We start from the raw sequence: 12,445 nt of genomic DNA on the forward strand, positions 1-12,445 counted from the left end.
AGGAACTCGCGACCAAGCATGGCGGGCGATCTGACCCACTCAAAAATCGATCTTCGCGTGTTCTCGGACACTTCGAACTGAACTGGCCTGCCTGTCTTGCTCTGGACGATCGATACGCGGTCTCGAACTGCTCCGGCAACGACCAGATCCGCCACTTTCATGCGAACAAGATCACAACCGCGAAGTTTGCTGTCGATAGCAAGATTGAACAGCACAAGGTTGCGCGGGTTCTCGGCGAGTTCGAGCCGCGCACGAATTGCCCAAACCTGTCTTGGCAGGAGTGGACGTTTCTGACCAATTAGTCGGTTCTTGTTCCACGGCGGTTGAGACGGTCTGATTATTGGAAGCTGAATACTGGACATGGTGAAGTCTCCATCCAGCCCTCCCACGCCAGGCATCGGCACCCTGCCAACCAGCGCACTTTACTGTCTTTGCCATCACAGAAACCGATCGCGCGCATTTCAAACTGCAGTTTAAAATACTCAATGGCCACTTCTGATAAAGTCGGACGTCCGATGAATACGAGCCTATGACCGCTTTGCGGATGAAGCTGACACTGGCGGCGGAGCGAATACAAACGCACCGGTAGATGAATTGCGCAAAAGTCAGCCTTGTTTTTCCGAAAGACAAGGTGATGTACTTCCGCCACCTTCACAGCGGCGGAAGTACAAAATGAAACTACTGCAGTCCCCAATACTGCTCAAGGTATTCGCTGTTTTGACGGGCGCGTCGTAACGCGCCTTCCACATCGAATGGCACCTCATCCGGTGAGAACCGCGGTTGGGCGTGTTCCAGTGTTTTGGCACGCGCGTTTTCAATGCCTGTAAACGGGAACCCGAAAGCCTCTTCGTTGTTGGGGTATTCCTCCATCCACATTTCGTGTCGCGCTTTCATGACGTCGAACATTCCTTTTGTCGGGAACATAGGGAGCATCTTCGGTTGGACTTCTCGCGGATCGTTGTACAGGTCATAGTAAAACGCTTTTGCCAATCCAGGCTGGTTCCCAATCCAATGGCGTTTAAAACGCCCCTTGACGTCCTTCCTGCTCGATCAGCAATCAGGCGATTGGAAACAAGATCAGGCGTACGACATCATGTCGACCGCCTTGCGCAACTATGAAGACATCACCATGGTTTATGGCCACAACGATCCGATGGCCTATGGCGCTTATCTGGCCGCCAAAGACGCGGGCCGCGCAGATGACATCATCTTCATTGGTGTTGACGCCCTGCCAGGTGAAGGCGTGACCTGGGTAGCCAATGGCGAACTGTCGGCCACATTCCTGTATCCGACCCCGGGCGCCGAAGGACTGCGTCAGGCTCTGAAGCACCTGAAAGGTGAAGAAGTGCCAAAGTCGGTCGTCATGGGCACCGAGGCAATCACTGCCGATAACGCAGGTGAAATCCTGAAGAAGAACGGACTATAAAAACCGATCAGACCGGTTTCCTTTCTCCTCCCTGTCGGGGTGGCCGGTCGGACACGCAGGGGCTTGCGCCCCTGCTGTCTTTTTTGAGAAAGCTTCGAAAAAAGGTGCCGCGAATGTCCGAGCAAAAAACGAAACTCCAAAAATACTCCGCTCCTGCTTTGGAGAAGGGATTGGATATTCTTGAGTTTCTGTCGCTGTCGGACACTGCCCCTACCTTGTCGCAGCTTGCACAGGGTATTGGTCGTTCAAAGAACGAAATCTTTCGCATGATGATAGTGCTGGAGGAACGTGGGTATATCGACCGTCAGGAAGGCGACCTGTTCAAACTGACCGGAAAGCTTGCTCTGCTGGGTGGAGACCGTACAGACAACAGTAAATTGGCAGAATTGGCTGAACCTTACATGAACCGGTTGGCGGAAGAGATCGAACTGTCCAACCACCTTTGGGTGCCCAATGGCAAAGACGAGTTGATTGTGATCAACAGTGTCTCGTCGTCGCAAAACTACGGTGTCACGGTGCAGGTCGGTTACACAACGCCCGTGTTTCAGACATCGGCCGGGGCGTGTTTTCTTTCGGAAATTGCCTCCGGCGAAGATCGCTTGGCGTATCTTCGCAGAATAGCATCAGGTGAAAGCCAGGAGTCTCTGCAAGAGTTTTCAGATCAGGCGTCAGTTTGCGCCGATCAGAACTACATTTCGCTCGGCAGTCCCGAGAGCAACGCCATAAGCGAGATTTCGACACCTATCCGTCATGGTATGGGACAATCCGTGATCGCTTCTCTGACGATTCCACATTTCGCGTCCGCCCTGATCAACAACCGGCGTGAATTTGTCATTGATGCGCTCAAAACGACGGCAGCTCAGTTACAAGCCAGCGTCGCGACCCGAATGCCACTGCCCCGCACGCTTTGGTATCAATTCTCCTGACAAACTAGAGGTGAAAGTGTCCGGCCCACCGATAAAGCAGGCCGGACTGAGAGTGTCGTTCCCCTCAATCGTGCAGAACGGCCGAAATCTTGGGGTCATCAATGTTCGAGGCATCGTAGTAGTAGAAACCTGTGTCGATCAGACCTGGAACCTCTTCGCCGTACAGAGCCGCAACCGCTGCTTTCACTGTCAAAAAGCCGCAGATTGCAGCACGCCCGCTTTGATCGGCGCAATTCAAGGCCAAAACCGCATCCTGGTTTCGGACATTCATCGAGAAGTCGAAACTGGCTGGCTTGGGCTCAAAGCAGTCGATTGATGCGGTTTCAAAACCCCAATTTTTGGTTCGCTTCGTGAATTGTACTGCGAGTGGAACCAAATTACCTTCCATCGCACCTATTCTGCCGCAGCGCTTCTGCAATAACACGATGCTCGGATGGTAACCTCTGCCCTTGCCAGCGCTTGGTCAAGTAATTCCGTGACGTGGCGCCGCTCAACCTCTTCTCCGCGGGCCTCAAGGCACTCGTGCAGCCCGTGGAGCGACCAGACGTTGCGCGGGTGCTGAACCGGGCGCGGCAGGGTATCATCTAGACCCAGATCGGCGCGATAGATCAGCTCGGCCTCGGCGAACCGGCCCTGATCCATTAGCAGGGCAGCCAACGCATGCCGCGGTGGTTGCATCCAGCCCCAGGGTTCATCGTAGACCAGCCCGTCAGACGCAGCGATGGCCGCCTCCAGACGTAGAAGGCCTTTCTCAACCTCGCCTGATTTGTATAGCAACTCGCCTTCGGCCATGGCCGCTGCAATTTTCAAGACGTCGCGGGCTTCGTTATTGAACATGAAGCGATCCTCGCCGACCTTGTCCTGCGCAGCACGGAATTTGTCAAATTCCGCCCGGGCCTCGTCGATGCGCCCCAAGTTGGCCAGGGCGACGGTGCGCCCGTAAAGGGTCAGAGCGGTAGTGAAGCAAAACAGCGCCTGATCTTCAGGAAGCGTCTCATCCAACAGCGCCTGCCACATGCCGAACCGCACCATCACGTGAATACGCATACCCCAGAAGGCTTCAAACAATTCGGGAAGGTACGCGACCGTTTCGCGCGGCAGGACTTCCTGCAGCCGCGTTGCAGCGGCAAGCGCCTGCGACTTACGCCCCATGAACATCGCGCCGTAGGCCTCAAAGTGGATGTTATGCAAACGGTAGACAGTATAGAAATTCTGGGCTCCAGCGTAGGCTTCATATGCTTCGTCAACTTCCGCGGCCCGGTGATTTCGCCAAATGACATTCTGGTAGTCACCGCACAGCACGTCGATGTGCGTCCCCATATGCACCAGATGCCCAGAGTCCGGCACAAGGTCCAGCAGGCGATCCCCATGCGACAGGGCCAGCTCGGGCCAAGGCGACATCTCCATTAGGTGGATATAGAGGTGCAACAACCCCGGATGGTCCCAAGCGCCAGCGTTGTTTGAGAATGCGGTTTCGAGAACGTTTCGCGCCTCTTCTGTCGACGCGCCGTCTGACGGTTGATTTTTCTCAATGTCCCAAAGCCCCCAGGGAGTGCGGTTCATCAACGCCTCGGTAAATATCGTCGCGACCTCAAGGTCGTTCGGGTGGGCCGCATAGATCGGGCGCATCGCATCAGCGAAGGCGTCGTTCCACGGACCGAAATCCTCGACTTCCGGGTCGGTCGGATACCGCGCCGTAAGCGCCTCAATCATCGCCGCGGCGACTGTGTCGATACCTGCTTGCGCCTTGGCCGTCGACAGGGCTTCGTGCGCTTCTTTCAGGACCGAGATCCGCTCCTCATGCTCGAAAAAATCCCACTCTTTGTTGTAGTTCGGACCAATCGCAAAGGCCAACCCCCAGTAGGCCCACGCACAGGTGCGATCCGCTGCAATTGCCTTGCGAAAACAATCCGCCGCCTCTTCGTGGTTGAAGCCAAAGGTCCAATTCAGACCGCGGTCGAACCACGTTTGCGCTTCATTTGATGCGGATGCGCCGGGCCGTGAATAGGTCCCAAGGTCGAAATAGCTCATGCTTCCCCCCCAGCGTTTTAAAATGACCGTCTTATTCAAAACCGTCAAATTTCGAACGATCGCGTTCGACGTCCTTCTGAACGGTCTAGCGGCATGCAGGCCACTTCATCTCCAATCAATGGAGCTGAGCAGAGATTACATTTCTCGGTCCCATTTTCCAACACCTAGCCGGAATTGACATGCGCCAAGTTGGCTTTGATGACCCAAAATAGTGATTTGGAGTGATCGGTCCAGAAAACCCAATTCTCCGATAAAGGCATAGATAGATAAAGGCCGCTTTGGGCTCGAAGCGGACTTGCGGCACCGCAGCGGTTCGAACTGTGGGCTGCTCCCGAAAGCAGGCATTGCAATCGTCGAGATGACCGGGCGTTTTCAGCGTCTTCGCCCGATGCGCTGACATTCAGATTTCGGAAGCTGTCGTTGGGACAATCCTGGCTCGCCAACCGCTCAGAGCCCAAAGCAGTCCAAGTGAAGCGACAAAGCACTTGGCGCGAAGGTTGCATGATCACCTTTTCTATCGCCCTAGACCTAATCGCGCAAATCCGAAGCTTCTATTGAATTCTGCGGCATCCGTTTAAACTGCGCACTACGTGGAAGAGAAATCAGGTTATTCGGTTTGCTTCAGTGCAGGAAGGCTTAGATAAGTTTTGAACCAAAAACTCAGCCCTGCTATTTTCTTGCTTCGCCATGGTGAAACCGAATGGAATTTGTAGAAACGACGTCAAGGTCGGCAGAACTCGTTTTTGACCAAGCGAGGGGTCGCTCAAGCAGTAGCGAGTGCAAAAAGACTAAGTCGCCGCCCATCCAGCTGTCACCCTCTGAGGGTAATTTCAAGCCCACTTGGTCGAGCGGCACAAACAGCTTCCATCGTCCTTGAAGAGCTTGGCCTACCACCAGAAACCATCGAATATGAGAAGCGTTTGATGGAATGCAGTTTTGGACAATGGGAGGGCTTGACGGAAAACGAGATCATAAGGCGGTTTCCCCTGGAATGGGATGCGCGCTGTTCTGACCGTTGGAACTATCCTGTGCCGGGCGGAGAATCCTATGCTGACGTACATAATCGGGTTTTTGCTTGGTATTCCGGCAAGTCGTTTGAGGGGGCTGTCATAGTTGTTGGCCACGGCTTAACCCTGCGCGTGTTTCGAGGGATCTATTTGAACTTGTCCCCCGAAAGAGTTTTTGAATTGAATGAACCTCAAGATGGTTTCATCGAGTTGCGATGCGGACAATCAACATTCGTTGAGCACTGAGGTGTCGATGTTTGGCACTTGATCCCATGATATAGGATTTCCGCTGGCTTCAAGCCTAGAAAACAATTTCTGAATGAAAGGGTTAAGTCGTTTTGTTCAAAGTCACGTAGCTATCGACCTAAGTCTGAAGAAACTGCAACGCATCGGTTCAAGGTAGCAATCCGCGAATTGATTTATTCTTTTTAGGGTCGTTTTTTAGGTCTAAGAGCAAGTCTTCCAGCTCTGGCTGTTTGAGTGCTTTCGCAGCTCCTTTCGGTGAAAACCAGTGCCTTTTTCTTTCGTGCCTTTCCTTCCAACGGCGCTTCACCTTATCGACGTAAAGCGGGTAGACGGCGGCCTTCACTAGGACACTGGAACCGTCGTTAAAAATCTTAGCGTACTCAAACTCACCGATCGGCTGTCGGGAAATTGTACCTTCTACCCCAGCCTCCTCCAACGCTTCAATTTCCGCCGCGCGCCAGTCTTGCTCGCCGTCCATCGGCCAGCCCTTGGGCATGATCCAGCGCCCTGTGTCACGCGACGTGATAAGGAGCACCTTGAGGCGGTCGCCGAACAACTGCAGAGGCAATGCTGCAACTTGTTTAGTACGCTGAGCCACTATGCTTCTCGCCCTCCACAGCAGGTTGAAGTGATGATGTGACCGATCATTTCCGATTGTGACTGGTAGAAACACAAATAAGCGTCACCAATTAGCGACGCAGAATTCACTGGTTGTCGGTATTCCACCCCATGCCTAAATCCGACAGATGCCTTTGAACCCGCCCAGGGTAGTCAGATACAATTGCATCCACGCGCAGGTCGATCATCCTGCTTATTTCTTCGTGCTCATTGACCGTCCAAACGGCGACACATAAGCCCAGCTCTTTTGCAAGGGTCACATTTTCTGCTGTCACATCAGCATAATATGGGCACCAAAGCGAACCACCGGCTTGCTTCACCAAAAGTGGGATTTCGTCGCTGCGACCGCGAAAATCTGGGCAAACCGCTTTCGAGGAATCCTCGCCCACATCGTCCTCATTTTCCGGAAGCTGCGTAAGGTAAGAAGACGGCATATCCGGAGCCTGTCGCTGGCATTCTTCTAAAAGGTTCCAGTCAAAACTGTGTAAAACCGCGCGCGTAGATAGACCTTTGGCGCGAACCTCCTGAAGAATTCGCCCAACAAAGTTCTCTCGATAAATCGCATCATGAGCCAGGTCAGGATCCGACTTCAGTTCGAGCATCAGATAGGCATCGCCGTATTTTGGTTCGGCTACCAAATCGAGCAAGTCTATCAGCCTTGGAACACAAACGCCGTCCAGTTGCGCCTGATCCGGGAAACGTTGGCCATAGTCAGAATGCCCGTCTAACCGTCCAATGTCGAATTGCTGGATTTGCTCGAAAGTCAGAGATGAGACTTTCGGCTCTTCACCGGTCAGAAACAGGCCATTGGCGTCGCGAAAGCCAGATGCGTGCAGACGATGATTGTGGGTAATAACCGGAACGTCATCAGCCGTCAGAACGACATCGAATTCAAGAAGCGGTACGCCAATGGACAGCGAGAAATCAAAGCCAATCATGCTGTTTTCAGGCAAGACGCCTCTTGCCCCTCGATGCCCCACAACACGGATCAAGTTGCTAGCACCACGAAATGCTTCGACCTGCGGAAACGCCATTAGCCGCCCAACCTTTCCCCGGTTGATTGGTCAAATAGATGCATGTGCTCTGGGACGACCGAGAACCGCATGTTCGGATGCCGGCCTTCGATCGGGTGGACGCCCGGCAGGCTTATCGTGATCGCTCCGCCGCCTATCGCGAGTTGACCATGCAATAGGGTGTTGGCCCCTAACGGTTCCGCCATTTGAATCGTCGCTTCTAGCGGACCACTATCGTCCAACAACAGGTGCTCTGGGCGGATCCCCAGCTTCAACGCGTTATCGGGACCCGCAGATGGGCCAACTTCTATTTCACCGATCTTGACTGTCCCGTTCTCACGCCGGGCATCAAACACATTCATCGCCGGGCTGCCAATGAACTGTGCCGCGAACAGTGTTCTCGGTGTTTCGTACACCTCCAGCGGAGTTCCAATCTGTTCGGCAATACCGCCGTTCATGACGATCATCCTGTCTGCCATCGTCATCGCCTCGACCTGATCGTGGGTTACGTAAAGCGAGGTGATGCCCAGCTTCTCCTGAAGCTCACGAATTTCCAGACGCATCTGAACACGCAGTTTAGCGTCTAGGTTCGACAGCGGTTCATCAAACAGGAATACTGCTGGTTCGCGGACAATAGCCCGACCCATTGCCACCCTCTGACGTTGGCCGCCGGAAAGTTGTCTTGGTTTGCGATCCAGTAAGGGTTCCAGTTGCAACAGCTTGGCAGCCTCAGTCACCTTCTCGTCGATCTGGCTCTTGGGCAGACCGGCGATCTTAAGGCCGTACCCCATATTCTGGCGCACAGACATGTGTGGATAGAGTGCATAGTTCTGGAACACCATCGCGATGTCGCGATCCATCGGCTCTTTGTCGTTGGCTCGGTCCGCTCCAATTCGGATTTCGCCATCGGTCACGGTTTCGAGACCCGCAACCATCCGCAACAGCGTGGACTTGCCGCAACCCGAGGGTCCGACGATCACGATGAACTCACCATCAGCAATATCGATGTCGATGCCGTGGATGACGTCCGTTGGGCCAAAGCTCTTTTTGACGTTCTCTAGGGTTACTGTTGCCATTTCTTACTTCTCGCTATCGACAAGGCCGCGGACAAAGAGCTTTTGCATCGACACCACCACTATGACCGGTGGGATCATTGCCAGTATTGATGTGGCCATGATGACCGGCCATTCGGCCACATCATCGCCGGACGGGAACATCTGTTTGATGCCCATCACAATGGTGTTCATTTCAGGGTCGGTGGTGATGAGCAGCGGCCAAAGGTATTGGTTCCAGCCATAGATGAACAGGATCACAAACAGCGCCGCGATATTGGTCCTGCTCATTGGCACAACGATATCAATGAAGAACCGCATCGGGCGGGCACCGTCGACTCGAGCTGCTTCGGCCAGTTCATCTGGGATTGTCAGAAAAAACTGCCGGAACAGGAACGTTGCCGTGGCCGAGGCGATAAGTGGGAAGATCAACCCATAGTAGCTGTTGAGCATGCCGAACCCGGCGACAACTTCAAAAGTTGGAACAATGCGAACCTCGACCGGTAGCATCAGCGTCAGGAAAATTAGCCAAAAGAACGTCGTTCGACCGGGAAATCGAAAATAGACAATCGCAAAGGCTGACAGCAATGAAATGATGATCTTACCCACCGCAATACCAATGGCCATCACGAGGCTGTTGAACAACATCGTGGCGACAGGCACATTCACGCCAGAAAACAATGCAGCCTTGTAGTTTTCCCAGAACTGATCACCCGGCACCAAGGGCATCGGCGGTGAAACGATTTCCGGCTGGGTAACGGTCGAGGCCACAAATGCCAACCAGATCGGAAAGAAGATGATCAGAACGCCGAGGATCATTAGCGCATGGGTCAACCAGATCCCCATCCCGCGTTTTTCGACCATACCGTGTTGTTGGGCGGCCATCAGTAGTGCACCCTTTTTTCCACATATTTGAACTGGATGACGGTCAATAGGCCGACCACGATTAGCAGAATGACTGACTGCGCCGAGGATGAACCGAGATCCTGCCCGACGAACCCGTCTGAGAAGACTTTGTAGACCAGAATGGTCGTCGCCTGTTGTGGGCCTCCGCCTGTGATGGTGTGGATAACGCCAAAGGTTTCAAAGAAAGCGTAAACGACATTCACCACCAGCAGGAAAAACGCCGTCGGAGATAGCAGCGGCAGTACAATTGTGAAGAACCGGCGCCAGAAGCGCGCTCCGTCGATCGCGGCAGCCTCGATCACCGACCGCGGAACCGATTGCAGGGCTGCGAAAAAGAACAGGAAGTTATAGCTGATGCGCCCCCAAGCCGATGCTACAACAACCAGCCCCATGGCCTCGGTTCCGTTAAGGACATGGTTCCAGTCATAACCGAGTTGGCCGAGGTACCACGAGACGACGCCAACGCGTGTGTTGAACATGAACAGCCACAGCACGCCTGCCACCGCAGGGGCAACGGCATAGGGCCAGATCAGCAACGTCCGGTAAACGCCCGATCCTTTGATCAAGCGGTCCGCGATGACCGCGAGAAACAACGCCGGTATCATCGAGCACAATGTGACGAGCGTTGAAAACACTGCCGTCGTTACGAAAGAGGCTCGGTAGAATTTATCGCTCAGCAGGAATTCAAAGTTGCCGAGTCCCACGAACCGGGACGACAGCCCAAAGGGGTCAGGTATGAACAGAGATTGCCACACAGCCTGCCCCGCCGGATAGAAAAAGAATACAGCGGAAATGATGACCTGCGGGGCGATTAGCGCCAGTGGCAACAGCCAGCCGCGAAAGGTGACGCGTTTTTCCATCCCGATAAACCACCGAATAAAGAAAATGCGGGCCTGAAACAGGCCCGCATTGAGTCAGGACTTATTGATTGGCGGATTCGAACCGGCGTAGCAGCGCGTCACCGCGCTCTTTCGCGCTGTCCATCGCTTCCTGAGCGGTTTTTTCGCCGGACCAAACGGCCTCGAGCTCTTCGTCGATGATGCCGCGAATCTGATCAAACGATCCCAAACGCAGACCTTTCGAATTTGCAGTAGGCTCTTTCGCCGTCATCTGAATCACAGCGATATCAGTACCGGGGTTTTGCTCATAGAAACCGGCAGCTCGCGTAACATCGCCTGCGTCCGCCGTGATCGGCAGATAACCAGTATTCTGGTGCCACGACGCCTGTACGCCCGATGAGGATAGGAAGCTGAGGAATTCACCCACGCCCTTGTATGCTTCAGGATCGTGGCCTTCCATCACCCAAAGCGAAGCGCCACCGATAATGGTGTTCTGCGGCTCGCTTACCAAGGCTTCCCAATAGGGCAGCGGGCGCACATCGAATTCGAACTCGGCTTCGGAGCTGATGCCAGCGTAACCGGCCGAACTTTCGGTAAACAATGCGCATTCGCCGGCCCGGAAGTTTGCGCCACCTTCATTTCTGCGTCCGGTATAGATGAACTTGCCATCCTTGGCCCAGTCACCCATTGCTGTCAGGTGTGCGACCTGCGCCGGACCGTTCAACATCAGCTCGGTATCCAGACCGGCAAAACCGTTGTCCTGCGATGCGAACGGAACGTCGTGATAAGCCGACAGGTTCTCGAGGTGAATCCAGCTTTGCCATGCTGTCACCAGCGGGCAGTCCTCGCCGCCAGCCTTAAGCTGCTCAAGCGCGTCGCCAACCTTTTCCCAGGTCGATAGGTCTGTGTCCGGATCAACACCCGCCGCTTCGAAGGCATCGCGATTGACCCACAGAACCGGTGTGGACGAGTTGAAAGGCAGTGAGAGCATTTCTCCGTCAGTTGTAGTATAGTACCCTTTGACAGCGCCAATGTACGCGTCAGGATCAAACGATGCACCGCTTTCAGCCATCACTTCATAGACGGGTTTGATTGCACCTTCGGCCGACATCATCGTTGCAGTGCCCACTTCGAAAACCATTAGAATGTGGGGCTGCTCACCGGCGCGGAAGGCCGCAATTCCTGCGTTCAGAGTTTCTGAGTAGTTGCCTTTGTGGCTTTCGACCACGACGAACTCATCCTGGCTGGCGTTGAACTCTTCGACCTGCGCTTTAACGAGCTCACCCAGTCGGCCGGTGAAGGCGTGCCAGAACTGAACTTCAGTTTGGGCCATCGCCGCCACGGGGGACAACGCAGTAGTTACGGCGAGAGCGCCGAGAAATTGCTTATTCATGATTCCTCCCATGCATCAGTGTTGATGCTTCGTTGAATACCGACCGCAACGCGTAATCAGCACACATGACGATTTCCCGACGTTAACGTCACAATTATATAATTCAAGCATTTAATTTTTGAGAAAAGAATAACATTACATTATAAACTTGCAAAACAAACAACGAACTAGGTTCAAAGCATGAGTCAAACTTTGAGGATCCGCCAATTGGAAGCGCTCATGGCAGTTTCTACAAATGGGTCGGTCACTGCTGCAGCTACGGATCTTGGGATAAGCCAGCCTGCGGTTAGCCGACTGCTTTCTGATCTGGAAAAATCGCTTGGCTTTCAACTTTTTGATCGCCGTGAAGGTCGCTTAGTGCCTTCGCAGGAAGTGCGTTATCTGCAACCCAGCGTAGAGCGTGTTTTGGAATTGATGAAGCAAATCTCGGATGTCAGTCAGGACATAACGAAGCGCAAAGCGGGACACATCCGCATCGCATGTTTGCCTGGGTTCGCCACCAGTCACCTTCCCAACGTCATCGCCGAGTTTTTAGAACATCGGCCAGGTGTAACAATGACGATCGAGCCTGACAGACCAGAACGCATTCTCGAGTGGATGATCGGTGAGCAATATGATTTCGGAATCACAGACAGCTTTAACGGGCATCCGGCCGTCGAAAGCAGAGACATCGATGTCCGTACAGTTTGCGTGTTTCCTACCGGACATGAATTGGAAGAACTCTCCGAGGTGTCACCTGCGGATCTTGCGAATGCCAAGATTATACACACAAGGCGCGACAGCGATTTTTTTGGACAACTTTCAAAAGCGTTTCAAAGCGCCAACGTCAAACTCAACTCCCACATCGAAGTCAGGCAGTTCACGGCAGCTTGTGAATTGGCTGTAAAAGGTGTTGGGATTTCCGTGGTCAGCGAGTTGGACGCCGTTCAATATGCAGACAACGGATTGAGCTACCGACCGTTCAAACCGCTCTTGTCACATACGCTTT

General features: G+C 53.7%; 13 protein-coding genes and 1 pseudogene. 4 read left to right on the top strand and 10 right to left on the bottom strand.

Features of this window, described 5'->3' with window-relative positions; genetic code table 11:
* Both ACR0DX_RS22360 and ACR0DX_RS22365 read right to left on the bottom strand, forming a co-directional pair.
* Window positions 1-362 (bottom strand): site-specific integrase (locus ACR0DX_RS22360; protein WP_480847483.1); only part of this gene is annotated, 362 nt, incomplete at its 3' end.
* A 316-nt stretch (window positions 363-678) separates the two neighbouring features.
* On the bottom strand, window positions 679-924 hold the full coding sequence (locus tag ACR0DX_RS22365; RefSeq protein WP_170555301.1) for a hypothetical protein: 246 nt from the start codon (window positions 922-924) through the stop codon (window positions 679-681).
* Between the two features lie 106 nt (window positions 925-1,030).
* Here ACR0DX_RS22365 and ACR0DX_RS22370 point away from each other — a divergent pair, with 106 nt between their 5' ends.
* Together ACR0DX_RS22370 and ACR0DX_RS22375 are read left to right on the top strand one after the other, a co-directional pair.
* Window positions 1,031-1,426, top strand: a complete 396-nt coding sequence (locus ACR0DX_RS22370) for a substrate-binding domain-containing protein (RefSeq protein WP_480847477.1) — start codon at window positions 1,031-1,033, stop codon at window positions 1,424-1,426.
* 113 nt (window positions 1,427-1,539) lie between these two features.
* Window positions 1,540-2,352: a helix-turn-helix domain-containing protein gene (locus tag ACR0DX_RS22375; RefSeq protein ID WP_170555297.1), complete on the top strand. Its 813-nt coding sequence runs from the start codon at window positions 1,540-1,542 to the stop codon at window positions 2,350-2,352.
* 64 nt (window positions 2,353-2,416) lie between these two features.
* On the opposite strand, the gene ACR0DX_RS22380 is transcribed toward ACR0DX_RS22375, so the two are convergent.
* Together ACR0DX_RS22380 and ACR0DX_RS22385 are read right to left on the bottom strand one after the other, a co-directional pair.
* Window positions 2,417-2,623, bottom strand: coding sequence for a hypothetical protein (locus tag ACR0DX_RS22380; protein WP_480693329.1), 207 nt, complete (start codon window positions 2,621-2,623; stop codon window positions 2,417-2,419).
* 122 nt (window positions 2,624-2,745) lie between these two features.
* Window positions 2,746-4,383: a hypothetical protein gene (locus ACR0DX_RS22385; RefSeq protein WP_170555295.1), complete on the bottom strand. Its 1,638-nt coding sequence runs from the start codon at window positions 4,381-4,383 to the stop codon at window positions 2,746-2,748.
* Between the two features lie 728 nt (window positions 4,384-5,111).
* Here ACR0DX_RS22385 and ACR0DX_RS22390 point away from each other — a divergent pair.
* Window positions 5,112-5,636 (top strand): annotated as a pseudogene (locus tag ACR0DX_RS22390) (histidine phosphatase family protein); the annotation flags it as partial.
* Window positions 5,637-5,784: 148 nt separating this feature from the next.
* Here the strand turns inward: ACR0DX_RS22390 and ACR0DX_RS22395 are convergent.
* The 6 genes from ACR0DX_RS22395 to ugpB all read right to left on the bottom strand — a co-directional run bounded on the left by ACR0DX_RS22395 (window position 5,785) and on the right by ugpB (window position 11,457).
* A complete protein-coding gene (locus ACR0DX_RS22395; protein WP_170353180.1) occupies window positions 5,785-6,234 on the bottom strand; it encodes an NUDIX hydrolase in 450 nt (149 codons plus the stop codon).
* Window positions 6,235-6,340: 106 nt separating this feature from the next.
* Window positions 6,341-7,288 (bottom strand): glycerophosphodiester phosphodiesterase family protein, encoded by a 948-nt coding sequence (locus ACR0DX_RS22400; RefSeq protein WP_170353181.1) that lies wholly within the window; start codon window positions 7,286-7,288, stop codon window positions 6,341-6,343.
* Window positions 7,288-8,343: a sn-glycerol-3-phosphate ABC transporter ATP-binding protein UgpC gene (gene ugpC, locus ACR0DX_RS22405; protein ID WP_170353182.1), complete on the bottom strand. Its 1,056-nt coding sequence runs from the start codon at window positions 8,341-8,343 to the stop codon at window positions 7,288-7,290. The genes ACR0DX_RS22400 and ugpC overlap by 1 nt, the downstream gene beginning before the upstream one ends.
* Before the next feature lie 3 nt (window positions 8,344-8,346).
* The gene (ugpE, locus tag ACR0DX_RS22410; protein WP_170353922.1) at window positions 8,347-9,183 is read right to left on the bottom strand and encodes a sn-glycerol-3-phosphate ABC transporter permease UgpE; all 837 of its coding nucleotides are present in this window, start codon (window positions 9,181-9,183) and stop codon (window positions 8,347-8,349) included.
* Between the two features lie 20 nt (window positions 9,184-9,203).
* The gene (gene ugpA / locus ACR0DX_RS22415; RefSeq protein ID WP_170353183.1) at window positions 9,204-10,085 is read right to left on the bottom strand and encodes a sn-glycerol-3-phosphate ABC transporter permease UgpA; all 882 of its coding nucleotides are present in this window, start codon (window positions 10,083-10,085) and stop codon (window positions 9,204-9,206) included.
* A 61-nt stretch (window positions 10,086-10,146) separates the two neighbouring features.
* On the bottom strand, window positions 10,147-11,457 hold the full coding sequence (gene ugpB / locus ACR0DX_RS22420; protein WP_170353184.1) for a sn-glycerol-3-phosphate ABC transporter substrate-binding protein UgpB: 1,311 nt from the start codon (window positions 11,455-11,457) through the stop codon (window positions 10,147-10,149).
* 219 nt (window positions 11,458-11,676) lie between these two features.
* Here ugpB and ACR0DX_RS22425 point away from each other — a divergent pair.
* Window positions 11,677-12,445: LysR substrate-binding domain-containing protein (locus tag ACR0DX_RS22425; RefSeq protein ID WP_480847481.1), on the top strand; the 769-nt coding region annotated here is incomplete at its 3' end.

It is taken from the genome of Ruegeria sp. D3 (genome assembly GCF_056534465.1).